This window comes from Streptomyces sp. NPDC058637 (assembly GCF_042717325.1).
In the GTDB taxonomy this organism is placed as follows: Bacteria; Actinomycetota; Actinomycetes; order Streptomycetales; family Streptomycetaceae; genus Streptomyces.
The window spans coordinates 161,187-184,798 of record NZ_JBHXRD010000013.1 but is presented as its reverse complement, the minus strand read 5'-3'; the positions used below and the strand labels follow the sequence as shown (position 1 = coordinate 184,798).

At 70.3% G+C, this 23,612-nt stretch carries 23 protein-coding genes, 1 pseudogene and 1 riboswitch; of the genes and pseudogenes, 10 read left to right on the top strand and 14 right to left on the bottom strand.

Going from position 1 to position 23,612, the window contains the following annotated elements; all coding sequences use genetic code 11:
- Nucleotides 1–15: 15 nt before the first annotated feature.
- Both ACFWVP_RS16185 and ACFWVP_RS16180 read right to left on the bottom strand, forming a co-directional pair.
- A complete protein-coding gene (locus ACFWVP_RS16185; RefSeq protein ID WP_384497119.1) occupies nucleotides 16–1,281 on the bottom strand; it encodes a hypothetical protein in 1,266 nt (421 codons plus the stop codon).
- A 166-nt stretch (nucleotides 1,282–1,447) separates the two neighbouring features.
- Nucleotides 1,448–1,930 carry a GtrA family protein gene (locus tag ACFWVP_RS16180; RefSeq protein ID WP_384497117.1) on the bottom strand — a complete coding sequence of 161 codons (483 nt, stop codon included), beginning with the start codon at nucleotides 1,928–1,930 and terminating at the stop codon, nucleotides 1,448–1,450.
- Nucleotides 1,931–2,387: 457 nt separating this feature from the next.
- On the opposite strand from ACFWVP_RS16180, the gene ACFWVP_RS16175 reads away from it, so the two are divergent.
- The gene (locus ACFWVP_RS16175) at nucleotides 2,388–2,753 is read left to right on the top strand and encodes an iron chaperone (RefSeq protein WP_384497115.1); all 366 of its coding nucleotides are present in this window, start codon (nucleotides 2,388–2,390) and stop codon (nucleotides 2,751–2,753) included.
- A 185-nt stretch (nucleotides 2,754–2,938) separates the two neighbouring features.
- On the opposite strand, the gene ACFWVP_RS16170 is transcribed toward ACFWVP_RS16175, so the two are convergent.
- The gene (locus ACFWVP_RS16170) at nucleotides 2,939–3,415 is read right to left on the bottom strand and encodes a hypothetical protein (RefSeq protein ID WP_384497113.1); all 477 of its coding nucleotides are present in this window, start codon (nucleotides 3,413–3,415) and stop codon (nucleotides 2,939–2,941) included.
- Between the two features lie 115 nt (nucleotides 3,416–3,530).
- The gene (locus tag ACFWVP_RS16165) at nucleotides 3,531–4,628 is read right to left on the bottom strand and encodes an ATP-grasp domain-containing protein (RefSeq protein WP_384497111.1); all 1,098 of its coding nucleotides are present in this window, start codon (nucleotides 4,626–4,628) and stop codon (nucleotides 3,531–3,533) included.
- Nucleotides 4,629–4,938: 310 nt separating this feature from the next.
- On the opposite strand from ACFWVP_RS16165, the gene ACFWVP_RS16160 reads away from it, so the two are divergent.
- Entirely contained in the window at nucleotides 4,939–5,952 is a 1,014-nt protein-coding gene (locus tag ACFWVP_RS16160) for an alpha/beta fold hydrolase (RefSeq protein WP_384497110.1), read from the top strand.
- Between the two features lie 28 nt (nucleotides 5,953–5,980).
- On the opposite strand, the gene ACFWVP_RS16155 is transcribed toward ACFWVP_RS16160, so the two are convergent.
- The 8 genes and pseudogenes from ACFWVP_RS16155 to ACFWVP_RS16120 all read right to left on the bottom strand — a co-directional run bounded on the left by ACFWVP_RS16155 (nucleotide 5,981) and on the right by ACFWVP_RS16120 (nucleotide 11,986).
- Nucleotides 5,981–6,526: a hypothetical protein gene (locus ACFWVP_RS16155; RefSeq protein ID WP_384497109.1), complete on the bottom strand. Its 546-nt coding sequence runs from the start codon at nucleotides 6,524–6,526 to the stop codon at nucleotides 5,981–5,983.
- 173 nt (nucleotides 6,527–6,699) lie between these two features.
- Complete coding sequence (locus ACFWVP_RS16150; RefSeq protein WP_384497107.1) at nucleotides 6,700–7,578, bottom strand: septum formation family protein; 879 nt, start codon at nucleotides 7,576–7,578, stop codon at nucleotides 6,700–6,702.
- A gap of 95 nt (nucleotides 7,579–7,673) precedes the next feature.
- Nucleotides 7,674–8,186 carry a hypothetical protein gene (locus ACFWVP_RS16145; RefSeq protein ID WP_384497106.1) on the bottom strand — a complete coding sequence of 171 codons (513 nt, stop codon included), beginning with the start codon at nucleotides 8,184–8,186 and terminating at the stop codon, nucleotides 7,674–7,676.
- 231 nt (nucleotides 8,187–8,417) lie between these two features.
- Nucleotides 8,418–8,501: pseudogene (locus tag ACFWVP_RS16140) on the bottom strand (DNA helicase); the annotation flags it as partial.
- Nucleotides 8,502–8,744: 243 nt separating this feature from the next.
- Entirely contained in the window at nucleotides 8,745–9,920 is a 1,176-nt protein-coding gene (locus ACFWVP_RS16135; protein ID WP_384497105.1) for a CaiB/BaiF CoA transferase family protein, read from the bottom strand.
- A 190-nt stretch (nucleotides 9,921–10,110) separates the two neighbouring features.
- A complete protein-coding gene (locus tag ACFWVP_RS16130) occupies nucleotides 10,111–11,034 on the bottom strand; it encodes an alpha/beta fold hydrolase (RefSeq protein WP_384497103.1) in 924 nt (307 codons plus the stop codon).
- A gap of 125 nt (nucleotides 11,035–11,159) precedes the next feature.
- On the bottom strand, nucleotides 11,160–11,354 hold the full coding sequence (locus ACFWVP_RS16125; protein WP_384497102.1) for a hypothetical protein: 195 nt from the start codon (nucleotides 11,352–11,354) through the stop codon (nucleotides 11,160–11,162).
- Nucleotides 11,355–11,383: 29 nt separating this feature from the next.
- A complete protein-coding gene (locus ACFWVP_RS16120; protein ID WP_384497101.1) occupies nucleotides 11,384–11,986 on the bottom strand; it encodes a TetR/AcrR family transcriptional regulator in 603 nt (200 codons plus the stop codon).
- Between the two features lie 87 nt (nucleotides 11,987–12,073).
- On the opposite strand from ACFWVP_RS16120, the gene ACFWVP_RS16115 reads away from it, so the two are divergent.
- From ACFWVP_RS16115 to ACFWVP_RS16105, 3 genes are all read left to right on the top strand, one after another.
- Nucleotides 12,074–12,502: a nuclear transport factor 2 family protein gene (locus ACFWVP_RS16115; RefSeq protein ID WP_384497099.1), complete on the top strand. Its 429-nt coding sequence runs from the start codon at nucleotides 12,074–12,076 to the stop codon at nucleotides 12,500–12,502.
- Between the two features lie 35 nt (nucleotides 12,503–12,537).
- The gene (locus ACFWVP_RS16110) at nucleotides 12,538–13,413 is read left to right on the top strand and encodes an NAD(P)H-binding protein (protein WP_384497098.1); all 876 of its coding nucleotides are present in this window, start codon (nucleotides 12,538–12,540) and stop codon (nucleotides 13,411–13,413) included.
- Between the two features lie 72 nt (nucleotides 13,414–13,485).
- Nucleotides 13,486–14,145 (top strand): NADPH-dependent F420 reductase, encoded by a 660-nt coding sequence (locus ACFWVP_RS16105; RefSeq protein ID WP_384497097.1) that lies wholly within the window; start codon nucleotides 13,486–13,488, stop codon nucleotides 14,143–14,145.
- Nucleotides 14,146–14,222: 77 nt separating this feature from the next.
- Here ACFWVP_RS16105 and ACFWVP_RS16100 read toward each other — a convergent pair whose 3' ends face one another.
- Both ACFWVP_RS16100 and ACFWVP_RS16095 read right to left on the bottom strand, forming a co-directional pair.
- Nucleotides 14,223–15,893, bottom strand: coding sequence for a DUF262 domain-containing protein (locus ACFWVP_RS16100; RefSeq protein WP_384497095.1), 1,671 nt, complete (start codon nucleotides 15,891–15,893; stop codon nucleotides 14,223–14,225).
- A 359-nt stretch (nucleotides 15,894–16,252) separates the two neighbouring features.
- The gene (locus tag ACFWVP_RS16095; RefSeq protein ID WP_384497094.1) at nucleotides 16,253–16,888 is read right to left on the bottom strand and encodes a YceI family protein; all 636 of its coding nucleotides are present in this window, start codon (nucleotides 16,886–16,888) and stop codon (nucleotides 16,253–16,255) included.
- Nucleotides 16,889–17,329: 441 nt separating this feature from the next.
- Here ACFWVP_RS16095 and ACFWVP_RS16090 point away from each other — a divergent pair, with 441 nt between their 5' ends.
- The 5 genes from ACFWVP_RS16090 to ACFWVP_RS16070 all read left to right on the top strand — a co-directional run bounded on the left by ACFWVP_RS16090 (nucleotide 17,330) and on the right by ACFWVP_RS16070 (nucleotide 23,396).
- On the top strand, nucleotides 17,330–18,613 hold the full coding sequence (locus ACFWVP_RS16090; RefSeq protein ID WP_384497092.1) for a cytochrome P450: 1,284 nt from the start codon (nucleotides 17,330–17,332) through the stop codon (nucleotides 18,611–18,613).
- Nucleotides 18,610–19,836, top strand: a complete 1,227-nt coding sequence (locus tag ACFWVP_RS16085) for a cytochrome P450 (RefSeq protein ID WP_384497090.1) — start codon at nucleotides 18,610–18,612, stop codon at nucleotides 19,834–19,836. The genes ACFWVP_RS16090 and ACFWVP_RS16085 overlap by 4 nt, the downstream gene beginning before the upstream one ends.
- Before the next feature lie 265 nt (nucleotides 19,837–20,101).
- A riboswitch (SAM riboswitch) is annotated at nucleotides 20,102–20,212 on the top strand.
- A gap of 51 nt (nucleotides 20,213–20,263) precedes the next feature.
- Nucleotides 20,264–20,674, top strand: coding sequence for a hypothetical protein (locus ACFWVP_RS16080; RefSeq protein ID WP_384497088.1), 411 nt, complete (start codon nucleotides 20,264–20,266; stop codon nucleotides 20,672–20,674).
- Nucleotides 20,675–20,988: 314 nt separating this feature from the next.
- Complete coding sequence (locus ACFWVP_RS16075; protein ID WP_384497086.1) at nucleotides 20,989–21,960, top strand: arabinan endo-1,5-alpha-L-arabinosidase; 972 nt, start codon at nucleotides 20,989–20,991, stop codon at nucleotides 21,958–21,960.
- Nucleotides 21,942–23,396, top strand: a complete 1,455-nt coding sequence (locus ACFWVP_RS16070; protein WP_384497085.1) for a family 43 glycosylhydrolase — start codon at nucleotides 21,942–21,944, stop codon at nucleotides 23,394–23,396. Before ACFWVP_RS16075 ends, ACFWVP_RS16070 begins: the two co-directional genes overlap by 19 nt.
- The last annotated feature ends 216 nt before the right edge of the window (nucleotides 23,397–23,612 follow it).

Below are 23,612 nucleotides of genomic sequence, written 5' to 3'. Positions count from 1 at the left end.
CCACGGCCTCCCAGGTCACCCGAGGTCCACAGCCTCCCGGAAGTCGGCGAGTGCCTCGCCGTACCGCTTGCCGGCGACGAGCAGGGTCGAACGGTCGGTCAGCGCGCGGGCGAGGACGGCCGGGCCCCGGTCGTCGTCCACGGCGGCCAGCCGGCGGGCGAGGGCGACCCCCTCGTCGAACAGAGGGCGCAGGGGATCGAGGATCAGATGGGTGCGGGACTCCCAGTACATGACCGAACGGTGTGTCAGCTTTCGTTGCAGCAGGACCATTTCGGCGAGGCGGTCACGGACCGGCACGGATCCGACCGGGGGTGACAGGGCTTCGATCGCCTCCATGAGGGGTTCCCGGCCGTCGAGGTACGCCTTCCTGACGTCGGGCGACCACCCGAGGTTCACGCCGAAGGCCGGGGCGGGCTCACCGGGCACGGGCTGTTCGTCCGTACGTCCGGACAGGGCCAGCAGGACACGCCACCAGGAGAGGATGTTGCTCCAGCCCTTGCGTTCCCCGCTGTCGGCCAGCTCGGTCAGCAGGCCCAGGACCTCCTTCCGGGCCGTGCGGGCCTCGTCGCGGCGCCCGTCAGCATCGAGCATCCCGGCGAGCCGCACCAGCTTCCACACCAGCATGGCGAGAGAGGTGCCGTCACGGTCCAGCCGTTCACGGCCCGCCTCGACGAGGGTGGCGAAGGCGTCGACGGCCTCCCCGTGCCGTCCGGCGGCATCCAGCTCCGCCACCCACGCGACCGTGTGCCAGAAGGGCACCGCGGACGGGTCCCCCTCCGCCCGTGCGACCCGGGCGATCTCCCCGAACAGGCGCGCCGCCTCCTCATGCCGTCCCTCCTCGGCGAGCGCGGTGGCCAGCGGATCGTGCGCGTACACAGGGCTCGCCACATGGCCCGCCTCGAACGCCCTGCGTCCCTCGTGTGCCATCTCCTCGCACAGGGCGAAGGCCTCCGCCCGTCGCCCGAGCGTGTACAGCTCGTGCCGGCACGCGTCCAGCGTGTCCGTGAGCAGCTTGGCCCGGTTCGGCTCGGCCCCGTCGATCCGCCGGGCCGCGGCGACGGCTTCGGTCAGGACTGGCAGCCGCAACTCCGGCATCACCAACTGCCGGTAACTGAACGTCAGCAGCGTCCGGGCGAGGCGGGGCAGATAGGCGGCCGGGCTCACCCGGGCGAGAATCCTGTACGCGTCGGCCTCCTGGTGGACGGTGATTCCGCCGGATCCGAGCAGCAGCGTCCGTGCGCGCAGCACCGCATCGTGATCGATGTTCTCGGAGTGATTCATGACGGCGATTCTGGGAGTCGCGCAGGGTGCTCAACAAGGCTTCACGGACGTGCTGTTCGTCCTACGAAAACACGCCCTGACCTGTCATGATGGGTGTGTCATCGTTCCTCGGGGAGCCGGATGGCCCGGGCGGCCCTCCGGGACGCCCGCCCGGCGCACGGGTCGCTCACGCCGCGATGGCCACGCACGACTTGCCGAGGGGCGTGCCGCCTTCCGCCGGTACGACGGCCGGCCCGGTGAAGACCGCGAACCGCAGCAACGCGAACCGCCCCACCCCGGCCACCGCCGACGCCGACAGGTACACCGTCTGCTCGACCACCATGGAGGGGGAGTCCTGTACGGCGTGCAGCATGAGCAGGGCGCCGGTGGTGAACGCGTAACTCACGGCGACGGTCAGCCCCGACTGCAGGTGGATCCGCCACCCCCTGCGGTCGCTCCGGAAGGAGATCCGGCTGTGCAGCTCCGTCGCGATCACGGTGGAGACGACGGTGATCAACGCATTGGCGACGACCAGCGGTATCCGCTCACTGAGCAGCACGAGCGCACCGCCGGAGGCGAGCCCGACACCGCCTCCGCACACCACGAAGCGCACGAAGGCCCCGATGAGCGGGTGGGCGGTGCGCGGCGGGCGGTACGTCGGGGCGGTCACGGGGGATCCTCCGGAAGGTGTGCGAACTGTGCTTCGATTCCACCCCACAACGTAGGGATTCCGCGTCACCCGAACGATCCGGTAAGGCCCCGACTTACGTGGGGGATATCCCCCAGGGACCCCTGGGGGATGGCTCCACCCCCAGGGTCCAGGAAGGGCCTCGAGAGGCTCTTGTCCGCAGGTCGTCGGACGGCTCGGGTTTCACTCGGACTCGATCCGTCCCATGGGGAACGCCCCTCCCCGACGTGGCCTTTCGTGGCGGGGCCGCCGCGCTGCCGTCCGGCCTCGTCCCGTAGCCGGCGAGCTGCTCGACGCCGAGGCGGTTGAGATCCGCTCCGGCATGGACGCCTGCCCGCACTGACGGACAGCGGGAGACCGATCGGACGAGCGAGCGCTTCCGGGGCCCCACGGAGACGTCGACCGATGCCACCCGCCGCGTGTCACGTACGCTCGGACCATGGTGCGGAGCCAGGCGGAAGATGTCGACGGCTACCTTGCAGAGGTGCCCGGGGAACGCAAGGAGGCACTGACCCGACTGCGCGACCTGTGCCGGTCGGAGCTGCGGGGATTCACCGAGGTGATGGCCTACGGGATGCCGGCCTACGAGCGGGACGGCATCGGGGAGATCGCCTTCGCGAACCAGAAGCAGTACATCTCCTTCTACCTGCTGCGCACCGACGTCCGCGACGCCTTGGCGGACCGGCTGGCAGGCCACGACATGGGCAAGGGCTGCCTGCGCTTCCGCAGACCGGAGAAGATCGACTTCGCACTCCTCCGGGATCTGCTGCGGGCGACGGCAGCCGGCCGGGGTACGGCCTGCTGACCCCTGCGCCGCAGCCGGCCCTCACCACGACCGCCCCCACTCAAGTCGGACGCGGGCGGGAGCCCGTCCGGTCGTTGCGGACCGGCGAGTTCGTCGCCGCCACGCAGCATGGCCGGGCGCCTGCCTTCTCAACCTCACAATCGATCAGCTGACCAGCCGGGCCCACAACGGACCCGTGCCTGCCGTCACCCGGCCTGCAGCCCCTCGCGGATGGCCTCGACGCCCGCACCCACGCTCGTGTCGAGGACAAACGACTGATCGATGAGCCAGGTACTCCCGCCACCGGGAACGACTCGGACGGCGTAGTGCATGTCCACCTCATGGAGCGATATCCGCAGGCCGACGCCCGCAGGATGCGGACCAGCGGCTTCAACCTCGGAGATGCTGCCGATACTTATGCGGAGATGGCCGTAGTCGTCGAGAGCGAGCCCCTCGGTCCGGTCCAGGCAATCGGCCACGCTGCCACCCCGCAGGAGTTCCGTCCGAGCCTCGCAGATGGTCTTCCAGTCCTTCTCCAGCATGGCCTGCTGGTACTTCCGAGCGGCCCCGGCCGCAGCCGCCATCCGCGCCTCCGCCGCGACACCGGCACTGTCGCCGCCGACGAGCGACACCAGCAGAGCCGACAGCAGAACTCCGGCCACGTGCACCGTCCGAACCATCATGTCCCTGTCCCCCCGAGCCACCCACCACGGCGGCTTCGCCACGCATTACAGCACGGTGTCCGCACGCCGACGCAGAGGGTACCCGGCCCTGCGGCACGACCACCCCGCGCACGCCTCAGAGTGCGGCGGCGACCCCTTCAGGAGCAGGGCGGGCGGCAGCCGGCTCCTCCGGACGCTGCACCGGCACCACGGTCGGCCGCAGCGCCCGCGGTCCCGCTATGACCGAGTAGTCCGCGCCCAGGAAGTCCGGGGTCTGATCGCCCGGGTCGTCGCCGAGTGCCAGGCGCACCGCCGCCCACGGTGCGTTGATGCCGCACTGGGAGAGCTGGTGCAGCCCGCCGGCCGGACGGGTGTTGACGTCCATCAGGACCGGCTGCCCCTCGTACATCCGGAACTGGATGTTCGTCAGCCAGTGCAGCCCGAACGTCCGGGCGATGAGCCGGGCGGGCTCGGTCAGCGACGGCCGCAGCGTGAATCCGCGCCGCCGCCCGTTCTTCGTACGTCCCACCGCCATCCTGACCGCACCGTCCGGACCGGTCAGGCAGTCGACGGAGACCTCCGGCTCGTCCAGGCGCGGCATCACGAGCCAGTCGACGGAGCCCTCGCCGCTCCGTAGCGCCTCGATGACCAGGCCCAACGGTACGTAGGGGCTCGGGAAGCCACCCAGGTGGAACAAGGAGAAGGGGGCCCGGGTGATGATGCGGAACCCGACCCCGCCCGCACCGGCCGCCGGCTTGAAACAGGCCGTGCCGCCACTCGCCTCGATCGCGTCCACGGCCTCGACCAGCTCGTCCTCGGTACGCACCCGCCACCACGGCGGCACCGGTACCCCCACGGCCGAAACCGTCTCGTACGCCGTCGCCTTGTCCTGGAAGAGAGCACAGGCCTCGACGGGCGGGGCCAGCAGCGTCGTCCCGAGCGCAGCGAACTCCTCACGGTGCGCGGCTGTCGCAGCCTGGTGCAGGACGGGAACGAACACGTCGATACCGCGCCGGGCGCACTGGTCCAGGGCGAATTCGGCGTACGCGGCCGGGGTCAGTCCCTCCGGCTCCGGCGCCGCGGTGTCGGCGGCAGCCAGTACGGGCGAGTCGGGATCCCCGTGCGTGGCATGGACCTCGACCGGCCGGCCGTCAGGATTATGTCGGAGCTGATCGATGAAGAAGACGTTCTCCGCGTACGTGCGGTTGAGCCAGATACGTACGGGAGAGACCATTCAGGCCGCCTTCCAGGGTTCGCGGGCAGGGCAGCGCGGTGCCGTACCCGGTCAGGGAGAGGGAGACGCACGAAACCGCGGCAGAAAGTCGGCGGGTGTGCTGGGGCGATCATAGGGTGCGCGGGACCCCCCACTGCTACGCGCGTGTTACGGAACGACAGGCAGGCCCTCGTCCCACCCCCGGACCCCATCCGGCCACCGTCCGAAACTCCGCGGAAACCGCCTGTACGCGGAAGCTTCCTACGCTCGCCCAGGAATCCTCGCAGCGACACCCACCCGGAACGACGGACCGTCAGCAGGGGGCGATCATGTGACCGGCGCACCACGGCAAGCAGGCGAGCAGGCGGCGGAACTGCGGCACAGGGTCATCCACGGATACCGCAGGGCCTACCGGATGGCGGGGAACGGCCCCGTGATCCTCCTCATCCACGGCATCGGCGACTCCTCCGCGACCTGGGCGGACCTCATCCCCGACCTCGCCCGCCACCACACGGTGATCGCCCCGGACCTCCTCGGACACGGCGCCTCGGACAAACCCCGGGCCGACTACTCCGTGGCCGCCTACGCCAACGGCATCCGGGACCTGCTGGGCGTCCTGGGCATCGAACGCGCCACCCTGGTCGGCCATTCGCTCGGCGGCGGTGTCGCCATGCAGTTCGCGTACCAGTACCCCGAGCGCACCGACCGGCTGATCCTGGTGAGCGCGGGAGGCGTGGGCCGCGAGGTCAACCCCGTCCTGCGCGCCGTGTCCCTGCCGGGCGCCGACCTGCTGCTGTCCACGCTGCGGCTGCCCGGGATGCGCCGCCAGGTCGGCCTCTTCACCCGCCTGATCAAGGCGCTCGACACCGATCTGGGCCAGGACGCGGACGAACTCGTCGACCTCGTGGACGCTCTCCCCGACGCGACCTCACGCAGCGCGTTCATCAGCACCCTGCGGGCGGTCGTCGACTGGCGGGGCCAGGTGGTCACGATGCTGGACCGCTGCTACCTGACCCAGGGCATGCCCACGCTCCTGCTGTGGGGCTCACGCGACAGCGTGGTCCCCGTGCACCACGCGTACGGCGCCCACGCGGCCATGCCCGGCAGCCGCCTGGAGATCTTCGAGGGCGCGGGCCACTTCCCGTACCACTTCGACCCCGTCCGGTTCCTGGGCCTGGTCGAGGACTTCATGCGGACCACGGCCCCCGCCGACTGGAGCCAGGAGCGCTGGCGCGCACTCCTGCGCACCGGCCGGCCCGGCAGCCGGGAGGGCGCACCGGACCCGGCGTACGACCGTGCGGTGGACCGCGACCTGCGCGAGGCGAGCGAACGGAGCGCCACGTGAGGGGCCGGCGCCCCGGCTGCACCGGAGTTCAGGGCCGGAAGCGCGGCGCTTCGTCGTCCGGGGTGTGCGGGCTCGCGAAGTGGAACGGTACGGAGAGCCGGACGGCCAGGGCCCTGCCCGCCCTGTCGGCGGCGACCGCGGACGGGTGGAGCGGGCCGGAGTCCTCGCCGCCGAGGTGCCGTACGGCCGCACTCCGGTAGACGGTGGCCAGTCGGTGCTCGCCCGCCGGATCGGCGGTGACGGCCAGCAGGTCCACGAACCAGTCGTGGACGGTGTCGCCGTCCCAGACGGCCTCGATCGCCACGACCCGCCCCCGCGCACCCTTCGCCAGGGCGGTCAGGGACTCCAGGTCGAGCGGGCTGTCGGGGGTGCGGGCGACCCGGTCGCCGTGGTGGACGTACCGGCCGTGGACGACCGACTGGGCTTCGACGAGACCGAGGCCGTGGGCACGGCCGGCATGGAAGACGACGCGGACGGCCGCCAGGAACGCGTCCTGGAGGACGTAACCGTCGGCCTGCTGACGGATACCGGCAGGCAGGAGCTCCCACCACTCGGCCGTGGTCCTGTCCGTCATCCTGGTCCTCCCCTCCCCGTCTTCCGGGGGATTCGAAGTGGCGTAGTCCGCGCGGGTACAGCGCGAGGCGAGGCCGGAGCCCGGGTGCGAACGGCGCACGCACCTGGCTCCGGCCTCATGGGTTCGGCCTCACGCGGTCCGGCCTCATCGTGAGTGAGGCGTGGGGGAGGAGGTCAGCCTGCCCAGACCTCGGCCTCGGCGGCCGGGACGGTCGTGGCGAGCTTCAGCTCCTTGCGGGCGGCTACCGACTTGTTGGGGTCGATGCCGGTGAAGGCGGCGTCGTACGCCAGGTAGAACGTGTCGGTGTCGCCCGCCGACGCGGCCTTCTTCCACTCACCGGCGGCCTTCTCCAACTGCGCGCGAAGCTTCCCGGTCTCGGGCTGCTCGATGTCCCCCAGGGCCTGTACATGGGCGTCGAGCGCGGTGGCGACAGCCTTGGCCTGCAGCTTGTATCCGGGGAGGTCGTCCTCGATCTGGTCCCCCTCGGGCTGGTTCGCCCACAGGGCGTCGTAGACGGCGGTCGAACCCTTGAGGTACGCGAGCTGGTCGGGGTTCATGGCGTCGCTCTTCAGCGAGCCGGACAGCTTGCCCGACTCCTTGGTGTAGGCGCAGCTCACGGCCCGGTCGCCCGTCGCCCAGCTCTCCTTGGTGGGGTGGTAGTAGAAGACGTCCGCCCCGGCGGGCAGCGCCCAGGTGTCCGGGGCGAACTTCTGCGCCTCGACCGGGCACCGCTCGTCGGCGATCACCGCGACCGCGTCATCACCCGGGAAGGCCTTCTTGTCGTCGATCTCGAACTCACCGACGACCTGGCCCTCGTGAGGCTCCGCGCACGGCACGATCTCGATCGCGAACTCCTCGGTCTCGGTCGCCCCGCTGTTCGGGTTGTAGCAGTCGCCGGGGGCGAGGGAGAACACCGAGCGCTGGCGGGCGACCTTCTTGGCGCCGTCCTTGGCGCTGTCGACGACATCGGCGCAGCCCGCCGCACCGACTGCGAGAAGGGCGACGGCAACGGAAATACCGCGCAGGGAACGGGACGTGGCACCCAGAGACATGACGTAGGCATCCTCAAACAGAAAAGTGCGAACAAGTGTGCGTATCGTATGGCACTTCTGTGACTGCCCTGTGCGCACGGACGCGCGGAGTGGAGTCAGGGGGTCTTCGACTCCAGGTGGTACGTCGTGTCGACCCAGAAGCCGTTCGTGGCCCTGCCCTTGATCTCCAGGACGTACTGGCCGGGAGCCAGCGGCTCGATGCCACCCCAGACACCCCATGCGTAGCGCTGGGTCAACCCCGTCCTGAACGGCGCGGAGAACTCCTGCAGCGGCAACGGCATGCCGTTGAGCGACGCGGTGGCCTCGGCCACCGTCAGGGACCGGGGGACCCTCGAATACGACCTGTCGTGCTGCATGTTGAGCACCGGGAAGAACAACCGCCGGTCCGACGGAATCACACAGCGCCGCACCACCCGGCCCCCGTACGTACCGGCCAGGAACCAGAGATCGTCCGGCTGCCCCCACGCGGCGTGCTCGCCCGTCGTGTCCCTCACCGGACTCCGGTCCTCGGGCGCGGCCAGCGCCCACTTCCACCACCGCCCCGCGAGCGCCCCACGCTCCTCGACGCCCAGCCTCCACGTACCGTCGACCGACCCCGCACCACTCATGACACCCCTCCCGCCCACGGCCCCTGATCCGGGACCTGTTTCGGACAAGCGGACATTACTGGGGGGAGGTAAGGGGGGTGGCGGGGGCCTCTGTGTTTTCCAGCCGGCGGGCGAGACCGTCTACCGCGGACAGCAGGGCGGCCGGTTCCTGGGCGAGGTCCAGGACGTGCTGGTGCAGTGTGATCCCGGCACGGCGTACGCGGTGGCGGTCGCTGAACGGGTGCGTCCGCCTCAGACTCCGGCCTCGACCAGGAACTCGCTCGGCTCGCCCCACCACGACACGTACAGACCGTCCCGCGCCCGGGTGCAGGCGACCGCGACGTCGGCCCGGCCCTGCGGCACACGACGAGATCGTCGGCGACCTCCGCGGTACGTGAGCCGTTGACCCGGACCGCCACAGCACCCCTGCGTCGCCGGGCCAGGCATTCCGCAGGTTCGCCCTCGCCCCCGTCTTGCCGTCCGAGGTCACACTGTCCTCGAGCACGAAGAGCCAGCTCACCGCGGTGCTGAGCGGGCGTATGGCCTCGTCGAGACGGTCCGGGCCTCCGTCGGTGCCGCTCATGCGACGCCCTCCGCCATGAGCTCGTCGATCTCGCCGTCCGTGAGCCCCAGCTCGCCCAGGATGGCCCGGGTGTGCTCGCCGAGATCCGGCACCGGATCCATCCGCGGCTCGTCTGTGACCAGGCCGGGAGGGGCCAGTGAGGCTACCGGGCCGGCCGGGGTCCGAATCTCGTGCCAGCGTCCGCGGGCCGCCAGCTGCGGGTGCTCCCAAACCTCGGCGACCGTGTTGACGCGCGCGTTGGCGGCCGGGACCGCACCGAGCAGTTCGATGGCCTCGGCGCTCGTCAGCTCGGCGAAGCGCTGGGAGACGATGCTGCCGAGGGCCTCGCGGTGGGCGTTGCGGACCGCGTTGCCCGCGTAGTCAGGGTGGCCCGCGAGCTCCGGCTGCCCCAGGAAGCGGTCACAGAACGCCGCCCACTCGCGCTCGTTCTGGATGCTCATCATGACGACCTTGCCGTCACCGGCGACGAACGGGCCGTACGGATAGATCGTCGCGTGCGCGGCGCCCGCCCTCGGCGGCGGTTCCGCGCCACCGTAGGCGTAGTACAGGGGGAAGCCCATCCACTCGACCGTGGCCTCCAGCATCGACACATCGACATGGCTGCCCACACCGGTCCGGCCGCGCTCCAGCAGGGCGGCGAGGATCGAACTGTAGGCGTAGACGCCGGCGGCGATGTCGGACACGGAGATGCCCACCTTCGCCATCTCGTCGTCCGTTCCGGTCACCGAAAGCAGCCCCGACTCGCTCTGCACCATCAGGTCGTACGCCTTCTTGGACGCGTACGGACCGCCCGCGCCGTAGCCCGAGATGTCACAGACGATCAGCCCCGGGTTGGCGGCCGTCAGATCGTCGAAGCCGAGACCCGCGCGGGCGGCCGCGCCCGGTGCCAGGTTCTGGACGAAGACATCGGCATCGGCGAGGAGCCTGCGCAGCACGTCCATGGAGCGCGGGTCCTTGATGTCGAGGGTGAGCGACTCCTTGTTGCGGTTGACCCACACGAAATGGGAGCTGAGGCCGTTCACACGCGAGTCGTACGCCCGGGCGAAGTCGCCGGTACCCGGCCGCTCCACCTTGATCACGCGGGCTCCGAGGTCGGCGAGATGACGGGTCGCGTAGGGAGCGGCGATGGCCTGCTCAAGTGATACGACGGTGATGCCGCGGAGGGGCTGCATGTCCTTCTTCCTTCGGGTTGTCGGAACGGCTGTGGCCAGGGCGTTACGGGATCACGCCACGAAGCTCACTCCCACGACCAGGACCAGCGACACGACGGACGCCAGCGGTCACGAACCGAAAAGTCCGAGGCCGTGCGTCGTCGGTGCGTGATCTTGCCTCAGCGCCTCAGCGCCTCAGCGCCTCAGCGCCTCAGCCCTCAGCGTCCGGCGCCGTGATCCGCGATGCCAGGATGCCGGGATGATCCAAGATGCCGGTGTGTTCCAGGACCGCGGCGGTCAGCGGGGCGAGGACTTCCCGGGGGAGGGCGTGCCCCATGCCGGGGATCTCGACCGTGCGTGCCCCGCGGATCACCTGGGCGAGATGTTGTGGGTGCGGGGGAGGGAAGACCGGTTCGGCGGGGGCGGAGATCACCAGGGTGGGCACCTCGGTCCTCGCCAGCTCCTCGGTGCGCAGCATGCCGGAGCTGTCGGCGCAGGCATGCGCGGTGCTTGAGGCGTGGTGGCCGGTGTGCTCGATGATCCTCCGTTCCAGCGCACGGGCGCCCTCCGCGTCGAAGGGCAACTGCTCGCCCGCCAGCGCCCGCCAGTGTGCGACGCGCGCGTCGAGCTCGCCCTCCGGGCCGCGCTCCTCGGCCGGCCGGGCCCAGATCTCCAGCACCTGGGGAGCGATACCGGGAAGTTCCCCTGACGGGACCCGTGCTCCGTCCGGCCGCACGTACGGCGTGGTGCTCAGGGCGCACGTCCCGATCAGGGTCGCGCTCAGCAGGCGGTCCGGGTGGTCGGCAATCAGCAGCTGAGTGAGCATTCCGCCGAGGGACATGCCCACGACGTGGGCCCGGTCGATGCCCAGGCCGTCCAGGACCGTGATCGCGTCCTCGGCGAGGTCGGTGACGGCGTACGGCTGTCGGTCGAACGCCCAGGTGGAACGGCCGGTGTCACGGTGGTCGTAGCGGATCACCCGGTGGTGCGAGGCCAGCGCGTCCACCAGTTCGTCCGGCCAGCCCAGGCCGGATGTCTGCGCGCCCATGATCAGCAGGAGGGGAGGAGCGTCCGCGGAGCCCCGCTCCTCCGCCCACAGGCGCACGCCGGGTGCCGCGTCGATGAAGTGGTCCATGGTGCTCCTCCTGTTGGGGGCAGACATCAGACAGCAACAAGCCGAGACGTATCGTCTCGCTTCTACTGTAGCGCAGGCTCCGCGGGGCGCGCGCGGCCCTACCTGCAATCGCGTCCGCGCACGGCTCAGGGCAGCAGTGGGCGGCCCTCTGCCGCGGCGGCGATGTGATCCTGCCGGAGTGCCTCCGGGCCGTACTTCTCCGTGAACGCCCTGACGCGACCCAACGGGGAGGACGGGTCCGGTGGTTCGCTGCTCACGGTGACGCCCAGGGTGATCTCGGCGAAGGTGATTCCCGTCTGCTGTGGGTCATTCATGTCCATACCCGCACCCTAGGGCGCAGGTCTGACAGTCAGCCGCCCTCGCCACCCTCTCCGTCGGGGGGCAGGATCCTCGCCACGTAGGCCGCCAACTCCGACCTCATCCGCTCCGCCGTCATGTGCTCCTGCCCTGACAGGTGTTCGACCAGATCCGCACGGGTGGCGGCCAGGAGCGCGTGGGCGGTGAAGTCGCCGTCCGGCACCGAGGGGATCTGCCGCAGCGTCTCCTGGAGCGTGCGGTGCCACCACGTGTAGTGCTCCGCCTGGTAGGGGCTGCCGCTCCCCGCGTCCTCCAGGGCCAGGGCGAGGTGACGGTTGTCCAGCTTGAATCGGAGTACGGCGTCGAGCAGCCCCGGTACGCGCTCGTGGGGCGGAGTCGACGGGCCGAGCGGGGGAGGGCCCGATTCCACGGCCTCGCGCAGGGGTTGGACGCGGGCCTCGTACAAGGCCCGGACGAGGCCGGTCCGGTCGCCGAAGCGGCGGAACAGGGTGCCCTTGCCGACGCCGGCCGCCGCGGCGACATCGTCCATGGACACGCCGCGGGGGCTCGGGCTGCGCGCGAAGAGGTCGTCGGCCGCGGCCAGGACGGCCTCGCGGTTGCGCAGGGCGTCGGCGCGCTCTTTGCGCTGGATCATGACCTCTCCTTGCTAAACGGACCGCTGGTCCGTATGGTTTCGAGTATTAAGCGGACTCGCAGTCCACATTCTAGGGGTGAGTGACCGATGAGTGAAGTAATGAGCCCGGAACGCCTGTACCGCCACAGCCTGCGCCTCCTGCTGGAAAAGGACATCGACGGCTGGATCGCGCTGTGCGACGACGACGCGGTGTTCGAGTTCCCGTTCGCGCCGGACGGGTTCCCCTCGAAGCTGGAGGGGAAGGAGGCCGTGGCCGCCTACATGCGTGGATACCCCGACTCCATCGACCTGCGCGAGATCCCGCAGCTGGAGGTCCACACCCTGCGCGATCCGGAGACCGTCGTCGCCGAGTGGCGTGGCGTGGGGCGCGTGGTCGCCTCCGGGGCTCCGTACGAGATGTCGTACGTCGCCTTCGTCACCGTCAAGGACGGCCGCGTCACCCGGTACCGCGACTACTGGAACCCCCTCGCGATCCCCGGCTCCATGGACGACGTCAAATTCTTCCCCGCCTCGTGAACGCGAACGTGAGGGAAGAAGAAGAGGAGAAGACCGTGACCACCCGTGCATCCGTCCTGGTGACCGGCGCGACCGGCAACACGGGCAGCCGAGTTGCCGACCGGCTCGTCGCCCTCGGCCACGACGTCACCCCGGCCGCCCGCCGGCCCACCGACACGGCCGGTGCCCGGGGTGTCAGGTTCGACTGGCACGACGACCGCACCTACGCAGCCGCGCTGCGCGGGGCCGACCGGGCCTACCTCGTACCGCCCGTCGGCGATCCGGATCCCGCCGCCGTCATGCTGCCCTTCCTGGAGCAGGCCCGTGCGGCGGGGGTGCGGCGCGTCGTCCTGCTCAGCTCCTCGGCCATTCCCGTGGGCGGACCCGGAGTCGGACAGGTGCACGCGGCGCTGGCCGACGGTCTCGTCGGCGACTGGGCCGTGCTGCGACCCTCCTGGTTCATGCAGAACTTCACCGGCGGGCATCTGCATGCCCAGAGCATCCGGGAGTCGGGTGTCGTGTCGAGCGCGACCGGTGACGGCAAGGTCGGCTTCGTCGACGCCGACGACATCGCGGAGGTCGCCGTACGGGCCCTCACCGACCCGGTGGCGCCCGATACGGATCTGGTGATCACCGGTCCCGAGGCGCTGAGTTACCGCGAGGTCGCCTCCGTGCTGGCGCAGGTGTCCGGGAGCCCCGTCGAGCACCGGCAGCTCACGTACGAACAGATGCGCGAACGCCTGATCGCGGCAGGCATCCCCGGCGCGTTCGCCGCGATGCTGGCCGACATGGACCGCTCCATCGCCGGGGGCGCCGAGAACCGCGTCACCGGGACCGTCGAGCGGATGACGGGCCGCCCACCCCGCACGTTCCGCGCGCACGCGGAGCGCGCCCTCGCGGAGCGCGTGCGCCGGGAGGGGCCGCGGGCGTAGGACCGATGGGGGAGCGGGGGACCGGTCCCCGGCCGGAGGTGGTGACGGGCAGGGCGCCCTAGCGTTGCGCCCATGAAGATCGGAATCTTAGGAACAGGCAACGTAGGACGCGCACTCGCCGACGGCTGGGCCGCTGCGGGACATGACGTCGTCCTCGGATCACGTCGGTCGCAGGACCTCGAACTGCGGTCGGAACTGGAGGCGTCGGTCGGGGACCGGGTGGCGGTCGCCGATCCCGGTCAGGCCGTCGCGGGCGCGGACGTCGTGGTCAACGCCACGCCGGGCACGGCGTCCGTGCCGCACCTGGCCTCGCTCGGGTCCTCGGCCCTGGCGGGGAAAATACTGCTCGACGTGGCTGTCGGCTTCGGTGAGGGCGTCACGCTCTCCCATCCTGTGGAGAGCCTGGGCGAGGAGATCCAGCGGACGTTCCCGGACACACGGGTCGTCAAAACGCTCTGCACCATCGACGCGGGCCTGATGGTGGCGCCCGGCTCCTTGGTGGGACCGAGCACCCTCTTCCTCTCGGGCGACGACACCGACGCCAAGCGAACGGTCGAGACCCTCCTGAACGACCTGGGCTGGCCACCGGAATCGCTTCTCGACCTCGGGGGCATCGCCACGGCCCGGGGTCAGGAGCACTACAGCCTGCTCTTCATGGGCATCGCCGAAGCTCTCGGCTCGTACGGCTTCGGCATACAGGTGGTGGTGCCGACGAGCACCCAGTCGCTGTGAGGAAGAGGGCAGATGTAATGCCGTAAACCGGACATGAGTCCGTCCGTCCTTAGCCTCACAACGACAACGGTGCGACGCTACAGCCGCCACTCCTCGGCCAGCAGGCCGAGGAGTTCGGTCTGGCGCTTCTCCAGGTGTTCCGGTGTCCAGGTGTCCTGTCCCAGAACCTGCGTGGTCAGCGGGAAGGCGACGACGCCTCGCCTGAGGTACCGCTCCTTCTTGTCCGTGAAGTCGAGGTTCTGGACCTGGGAGTTCTTCGTGCGGCTGAGCAGCACCAGATTGGCGAGCCTGTGCGTCCACTCCTTGCGCTGGTCCACGGTGAAGTCCGCGCGCCACTGCGACTGGGGCCCAGGGTTCTGGGGGAGTACGTGCTCGACCGTGATGCGCGGGGCGTGGTACGTGGTCACGATGTCGTCCTCGGCCACCAGCTCGTCCAGTCGCAGCAGGATGAAGCGGCGAGTCCTCAACTCGTAGTACACATCGCCGTCGAGCCGGGCCAGGGTCTCGGTCCGCTCGTCGTCCGTGAGCTGGAAGGCCGGGGCCTCCAGGCCGAGGCCCTTGTTGAGTTCTGTCAGCAGCTCGGCGAAACGGAGCACCCGGGGAGTGGTGTAGATACGCCGGACGAACATGCTTGCCGCGAGGCGTTCCAGCGAACGGAGGAACGAACCCAGCCATACGGGATCGTCCCCGTGGGACCGAAGCGCCCACAACGCGGCCGGCCACCAGTCGTTGTTGTCCAGCTGCAGCAGTCGGCGGAACCACAGGTTGACCTGTGGCGACCCGTCCCCGGCCGCATACGTCTTGTCGCGGATCACCGCGGACGCCTCGGCGTAGGGAACGAGTACCTCGTCGACGAACTCCTTGGCCCGTCCTCCCTTGTAGTGGGTGAGGACCTGTGCCTGGAACTCCTTGAGCAGTTCCTGCCGTGCCCGCTCGCCGGAGAAGATCATGCGGATATGCATGAAGAGGTCGGAGAATTCCTCGCGGCCGAGGCTCTCCTCCGCGTCTTCCCATCGCCTGGCGTAGGTCTCCGAGACCTGTTCGTCGATCTCTCCGATGATCTGCGCCTTGAAGATGTCGGCAGGCGAAAGATCCAGGCCTCGGGAGTTCATGACGCTGAAGATCCGGTGCGCGCTGTCCAGATCCGGGGTGCTGACGGCGACCAGGAAGGTCTGGACGCCCATCAACGTGCACAGGGCGAGGCGCTGGTCGTCGGTCCAGCCGGACAGGGCGGTGTGCAGGACCCGCGCGTTGGCCTGGACGGCCCTCTGCGCGTCGGTTCTCAGGTTGTGCGGGTTCAGTTCCAGGAGGGTCTTGATGGAACCGGAAGTCTGGATGTGCTGGTGGAAGAAGTCGGCGTCCCGGGGGCGCAGGGTGAGCCGGGGCTTGGCCTTCAGTCCGAGCACGGTGTTCCCGGGCTCGGAGATCATCGCCACCAGGTTGGTCACCACATCGGGCTGCTGAGCCAGATCGCGCATGACGGCCAGCAGGATGGTCAGGGTCGTCAGCCTCTGCTGGCCGTCGATGACGTCGGCCTCGGCGGCGCGGCTGTCCTTGACGAGCACCAAGGACCCGAGGAAGTAGGGCTCCCCGTCGCCGCGTAGAAGGGCTTCCTCGAGATCGGCGAGGAGTTGCTGGGCCTGTTCGGTCTGCCACGCATAAGGGCGCTGGTAGTCCGGAATCCGGAAGTCGTAGTCACTGCAGAAGACCTTGTGCAGGGGTAATTCGCGCGCTTCGAGCTGAGCCATGATCAGAATGATTCCTCACCGGAGACCGTCTGCGCAGCGAAGCGTGGGAAGGCGCGTCTGCGGATGCCGCGCAGACCGGGCCGGGTGGCACCGCAGGCCTGACGGGGAACGGCCGGTCGTTGTGAGGAGAGGCGCAGGCATAAGGCGTTATTCGGACATGGTCTTGTCCCTGCCCTCACAACCACGCGACGCGGATCCCCGGCGGGGCGGAAGGCGTGCGTGGTCGCGGACCTGTCGACCACGCCTCGCCGTCGGTGACGACGCGGAGCGCGTCACCACCTGTGCGGTGACGCGTGTGTGAGGCCGGGCGGTCAGCCGGTGTGTGAGGCCGGGCGGTCAGCCGGTGTGAGGCCGGGCGGTCAGCCGGTGGCGCGGATGGCGGCGATGTCGAACTGGAGGCGGAGCCTCTCGCTCACCATGGCTCCGCCCTCGGCCAGCCTGGCGTTGTAGGTCAGGCCCCAGTCGGAACGGTTGATGGTGGTGGTCCCGTCGAAGCCGACGCGTTCGTACCCGAACGGATCGGTCACGTGGCCGATGTAGGTGAGCTCCAGGACCACGGGGCGGGTGGTTCCCCTGATGGTCAGGTCGCCGGTCATGCGGTAGACGTCCTTGCTCGCGAGGTCCACGGCCGTGCTGGTGAAGGTGATCCGCGGGTGCCTCGACGCGTCCAGGAAGTCACGGCCGACCAGATGGGCGTCCCGCTGCCCCACACCCGTGTCGACGCTCGCGGTGGCCAGTGCGATCTCGGCCCCGGAACGGGACGGGTCCCGGCCGTCGAAGCGGAGGCGGCTCTCGTACTCCGTGAAGGAACCGCGCACCGTCGTCACCATGGCGTGCCGCACCGAGAAGCCGATCCTGCTGTGAGCGGGATCGATCATCCACTCCCCGGTGAGAGCCGCCAGGCCCGGATCCGGGACCACCTCGGCCGTGGGGGCCGCCGGGACGGTCGGTGCCGCTGTACGTCGGAGGGTGGAACTACGGCTGAAGAGGCTCATGATCATCTAGTTAGCCGGGGGGCGGCGACACCCGCAAGGGAGCACGAGGAACCCGACCATTCAGGAGCAGACCTTCACAGGGTGTATGTCGCGTGCACCCGGCGTACACCCCGCGCGGCCCCGCAGCTGTCAGGCCGTCGCCGCCGGTTTCTCGCGGCGTCGCGCGCCCTGTTCGTGGCGATCCCGAGCAGGGTGCTCTGCTCTTGGATCGCGGTCGCCCGCCCCGATCCGTTCGCGCGTGCGCTCCCGACAGTCCGCTCGCACCAGCTGTCCCGTCGGACCGGACGCGGGGTTCCGGTGATCCATGCCACACCGATGTGATCGTGAACAGTCGGGAAATGGGCGCGACTGTAACCCAATGCTTCACTCAACCTCCTTATAGTGGTCGCGCGTTGATCGTATGGCCGCAACGCGCGAAGCCGTCTGCCAGGAGTCCGTACGATGACGAGCCCCTTCTTATCCACCGCGCCCGCGTCCGGCGGCTGCCCCGCGCACGCCGCCCCCGCTCCCGTGCCGCTCGGCGGGCCGGACTTCCACACCGACCCGCAGGGCCTGTACCGGACGATGCGCCACGCGTACGGGCCCGTGGTCCCCGTCGAGCTCCCCGGCGGCTTCCCCGCCTGGCTGGTCGTCGGCTACCGGGAACTCCACCAGGTCACCAGCGACGGTGAGCTGTTCCCGCGGGACGTCGGGCTGTGGAACCAGTGGGAGCACATCCCCGAGGACTGGCCGCTGCTCCCCATGGTGGGGCGGCCCATGCCGTCCATCTACTTCACCGCGGGGGCCGAGCACCGGCGGCACGCCGAGATGGTGGTGCCCGCGCTGGAGGGTGCGGACCCGTTCGAGATCCGGGGGCACTGCGAGCAGCTCGCCGACCGGCTCGTCGACGGCATGTGCGGCCGGGGCACGGCCGACCTCGTCGCCGAATTCGCCGAGCCGCTGCCCGTGCTCGTCCTCGCCCGGCTCGTCGGCTTCCCCGACGCGGAGGGCGCGGACATCGCCCGCGTCCTGAAGGACCTGGCCGACGGAGGGCCCGGGGCGCAGGAGGCGTACGGGCGGTTCGGCGAGCACATGCGGCGGCTCGTGGCGGCCAAGCGGGCCGAGCCGGGGGACGACATCACCTCGCGGATGCTCGCGGATCCCGCGCCGTTCACGGACGAGGAGTACGCGCTCGACCTGATGGCGATCACGGCGGCGGGCCACCTCACCACCGCCGACTGGATCAGCAACTCGCTGCGCCTGATGCTCACCGAGGACCAGTTCGCCGACTCGCTCGCCGGCGGCCGGCGCAGCATCGGCGACGCGATGAACGAGGTCCTGTGGGAGGAGAGCCCCACCCAGATCCTGGCCGGCCGCTGGGCGGTCCGTGACACACAGCTCGGCGGACGGACGATCAAGGCCGGGGACATGCTCCTGCTGGGCCTGGGCGCGGCCAACACCGACCCGCTGATACGCCAGGACCTGGGCCCCGGCGCCGCGTCGCACGGCAGTAACGCGGCGCACCTCGCCTTCAGCCACGGCGAGTACCGCTGCCCCTTCCCGGCGCAGGAGATCGCCGAGACCATCGCCCGCACCGGGATCGAGGTCATCCTCGACCGGCTGCCCGACCTCCAGCTCGCCGTACCGCCCCAGGAACTCGTGCGACGGCCCTCCGCCTTCCTGCGCGGGATGAACGCGCTGCCCGTCCGGTTCGTTCCCGTACGTACGACAGGAGACCTGTTGTGAACTGCCCGCACGCGACCGTGGTCGTCGACCCCCTGGTCCAGGACCTCGACGGTGAGACCGAACAGCTGACCAGGGGCGGCGCCCCGCTGGCCCGTATCGAGCTCCTCGGGGTGCCCGCCTGGACCGTCACCCGCCACGCGGAGGCACGTCAACTCCTCGTCGACACACGGCTGGTGAAGGACCTGGGCGCGTGGGGGCTCTGGCAGAACGGTGAGGTCACGCACGCCTGGCCGCTGATCGGCATGATCGACGCGGGGCGCTCCATGTTCACCGTGGACGGCGAGGAGCACCGCCGGCTGCGGACGAAGACCTCGCAGGCCCTCACCCCGCGCAGGCTGGAGGCGATCCGCCCGGCCATCGAGAGGTTCACCGAGGAACTCCTGGACGCGCTCGCCGAACAGGGCAAGGACGGCGTCGTCGACCTCAAGGCGGTGTTCGCCCAGCCGCTGCCGATGCGGGTGGTGGGCCTGCTGATGGGGGTGGACGAGGCGCAGCACCCGATGCTGACGAAGCGCTACAAGGCGTTCTTCTCCATGCTCACCCCGCAGGAGGAGCGCATGGCGCTCATCGCGGAACTGGACGTCTTCTACGCGGAGCTCGTGCGGGAGAAGAAGGCCCGCACCACCGACGACCTCACCAGTGCGCTGATCCTCGCGGAGGAGGGCGGCGAACCGCTCACCGAGGAGGAGGTCGTCGGCAACCTCAAGGCCATGGTGGCGGCCGGGCACGAGACCACGATCGGGCTCATACTCAACGCCGTACGGGCGCTGCTCGCCCACCCCGACCAGCTGCGGAAGGTACTGGACGGGGAGATCCCCTGGGACACGGTGGTCGAGGAGACGCTGCGCTGGGACACCCCCACCACGCATCTGCTGATGCGGTTCGCCACGGAGGACATCCAGGTCGGTGAGCAGGTGATAGCCAAGGGGGAGGGCGTGGTGATCTCCTACCGGGCCATCGGTCGCGACGCCGCGCAGCACGGCGAGGACGCCGACGCCTTCGACATCACCCGCCCGACTCCGATCCGGCACATGACGTTCGGCCACGGGCCGCACATCTGCCCAGGTGCCGCGCTGTCCCGGGTGGAGGCGGGCATCGCGCTGCCCGCGCTGTTCGGCCGCTTCCCGGGGCTGAAGCTCGCCGTACCGGACGAGGAGATCCGCAAGCTGCCGGTGATGACGCAGAACGACATGGAGGCGTTTCCGGTGCTGCTGCACGGCTGAGGCGCGGGCTGCCGGGGCGGGGGAGCGCGGGGGGTGCGGGTGCCGGCCCGGGGTGCGAGGGGACGGGGCGGCCGGGGCTGGGACGTGCGGGGCGGTACGGGTGCGTGCGCCGGGGCGCGCGGGGGGCCAGGCAGGGCGTGCGCCGAGCCAGGCAGGGGCGTGCGGGCCGGGGCGAGTGAGTGCGCCGAGCCCTGCGGTGTGTGTCCGTGCGCCGGTGCTGTGCAGGGATCCTGACGGTCTCTCGGCTCCTGTTACGCTTTCCGTGGGTCATGAGTTCCAGCGGTAAGCCCCGGCTCGCTGGACGGCACCCCGCTCCGCTGCGGGTGCTCCGGGTGACGACCCGCTCCGCGCGGCACCGCGCGGGGAACAGCGGACCACCGGGGACGGGCCCCCGGGGTCCACGACCCCGGAAGGCGGGCGACGGCCCATGCTCCCCCACCTCATTCACCACGACGGCTGCACGCGGTACGCCCCCGGCCACCACGTGCACTGGATCCACGCCAAGAAGTGCGCGCAGGAGCCCGGCCAGGCCGTCGAGCTGCTGCTGACCTCCAGCGATGTGCGGGACGACGGCTGGCTCGCACTGCGCGCCGCCTTCGACCACGCGGGCGACCTGCCCGAGGTCTGGATGCACGCCCCCGCGGATCTGCGGGAGTTGCTCGCCGGGCACCGAGGCAGGGTCTTCTGGCTGCCGCGCTGGCACGCGCTGCGGTTCGTGGGCCTCGACGGTGAGGCCACCGGGCTGGTGAACGTCGGCACCGAGGGCGGCGCACTGTGCGCGACCACGGCGCCCCGCCCGCAGCGCACCGCCCGCGGGGACTTGTCCTACGGGCTCTAACGGGCCGGCGGGCAAGCGGGCCGGTGGGCCGGACGCGACGACCCTGTCGCGCCCGGCCCACCAACCACGCCTGGGGGCACCGCTGTTCGTGATGTCGGACATGGGGCGGGTATTCGGCGAATCCGTGCGCGATCCGTTGACGCAAGACGTGTTCGATTCTACGGTCCCGTCCGAAGTGCCGAGCGTTATTCGGTATATCGAACGCGCATTGATGGCATGGGCATGGCAACGGATGCGTCGGCGGTGGCGACCAACCGGTGCCCGCCTGTACCGCCCTCGCGCCCCACCCCACGACCGAAGGAGGAGACCTCCTCATGAGCCGCACCCTGAGAAGGACCCTCGCCGTTCTCCCCGCAGCGCTCCTGATGGCCCTCGTGCCGGGCAGCGCCTCCGCGTACCCCAACCCCGGTGTCGTCAACGGCGACATCGTCGTCCACGACCCGTCCATGATCCGGAGCTCGTCCGGCCAGTACCTGCTCTACTCCACCGGAGAAGGCCTCCAGCTCCGCACCTCCACCGACCGCACCGCCTTCGGCCGGTCGGGCAACGCCTTCACCACGAAACCGAACTGGTGGAAGAACTACTCGTCCGCCTCGGACCCCTGGGCTCCCGACATCTCCTACCGGGGCGGCAAGTACCTGATGTACTACGCCGTCTCGTCCTTCGGCTCCAACACCTCGGCCATCGGGCTCGCCGGCTCCACCACCGGCCTGGCGGGCAGCTGGAGCGACTACGGCATCGTCTACACCTCGAACTCGTCGAGCGACTACAACGCCATCGACCCCAATCTCTTCGTGGACGACGACGGCAAGTGGTGGCTGTCCTTCGGCTCGTGGTGGACCGGGATCAAGATGATCCGCGTCGACCCGTCGACCGGCAAGCAGTACGCCGGGGCCACCGCGCGCCGCTCCCTCGCCTCCCGCCCCACCGGGACCAAGGCCGTCGAGGCGCCCTCGATCGTGAAGCGCAACGGCTACTACTACCTCTTCGCCTCGTACGACACCTGCTGCGCCGGCACCGGCTCCACGTACAAGATCAAGGTGGGCAGGTCGACGAGTGTCACCGGGCCCTACAGGGACCGCAACGGCGTCGGCATGCTCAGCAACGGCGGTACCCCCGTCATGGAGTCGCACGGCCGGTACATCGGCCCCGGCGGCCAGTCGATCCTGGCGGACTCCGACGGCGACCTGCTCGTCTACCACTACTACGACGGCCAGGACAACGGCACCCCGAAACTCGGCGTCAACCTACTGAACTGGAGCAGCGGATGGCCCGTCGCCTACTGACCCTGCTGAGCGCTCTCCTGCTCGCCCTCGCCCTCGGGCAGTCGACATCGGCGTCGGCGGCCGAAGGACGTCCGTTCACCAACCCGGTCAAGGCGCAGAAGGGCGCCGATCCCTGGATCTCCTACCACGACGGCAACTACTACCTGGTGTCGACGAGTTGGACCGACGTCATCACCATGCGCAAGTCCCCCACGCTCGCCGGGCTCGCGACCGCGCCGAGCGTGCAGGTGTGGCAGGGCGACGCCGCCTCACGCTGCTGCAACATCTGGGCGCCCGAACTGCACTACTCGGGCGGCCGCTGGTACCTGTACCACGTCGCGGGCCAGAACATCGCCGACTACAACCCCACGCAACGGGTGCACGTGCTGCAGAGCGCGGGCTCCGACCCGATGGGGCCCTACACGTACCGGAACCAGCTGGGCAGCACCTGGATGCTGGACCCGAGCGTGCTCACCGTCAACGGCTCGATGTACCTGCTGGGCAGCGCGAGCGGCGGCGGCACGCAGAACCTGGTGATCGCGCCGATGTCGAACCCGTACACGCTCAGCGGTTCCTTCTCGACGATCTCGACACCCACCCACGACTGGGAGAAGTCGGGCGGCACGGTCAACGAAGGGGCAGAGGTCCTCCAGCGGGGCGGGAAGACCTTCGTCGTCTACTCCGCCAGCGGCTGCTGGACCCCCGACTACAAGCTGGGGCAGCTCACCCTGACCGGCTCGAACCCGCTCTCCGCGTCCTCCTGGACGAAGAAGCCCACCCCGGTCTTCCAGCGGAACAACGCCGCCGGGGTGTACGGCCCGGGCCACAACGGCTTCTTCACCTCGCCCGACGGCACGGAGAGCTGGATCGTCTACCACGCCAACGACTCGGCGTCCGACGGCTGCGACAACGGACGTACGGCGCGGGCGCAGAAGTTCGGCTGGAACAGCGACGGCACCCCGAACCTCGGCACACCCGTCGCCCTCGGTACGACCCTGGCCGGGCCCTCCGGCGAGACGGCGGCCACGCCGACCGCGTACACGGTGGTCAGCCGGGCCACCGGGAAGTGCCTCGACGTGAACGGCGCGTCGACCGCCGACGGGGCGAACGTCCAGCAGTGGACGTGCGACGGCAGTACGAAGCAACGGTGGCGCGTCGAGGACCGGGGCGACGACACGAGCAGGCTGGTGAACGCCGCGACGGGCAAGGTGCTCGACACGGCGGACTGCTCGGCGGCCGACGGCGCCGACCTCCGTCAGTGGTCGTGGCTCGACAACACCTGCCAGCGCTTCCGCTTCGTCACCACCGACGCCGGCGGCTGGGTGCGCATCGTCAACCAGGCCACCGGGAAGGTCGCCGACGTGGCGGACTGCTCGGCGGCCGACGGCACCGACGTACGGCAGTGGACCTGGCTGAACAACACCTGCCAGCAGTGGAAACTCACCCCGGCGGCCTGACGCCCCAGGACCCGGGCCGCCCGGCCCCGTGGGGGGCGGTCATGGAGCGACGGGCCCCGCCCCTGGCCGCCACCGACGCCGACGACCCGGAAGCGCTCGACCAGTTCATCGCCCGCCCCGCCGCCGACGGCCTGTGGCTGTACGACGCCCTCACCGCTGAACGACTGCCCCCGACTACGCCACGCCCTCGCCGATCGCATCGCCGACACCCTGGAC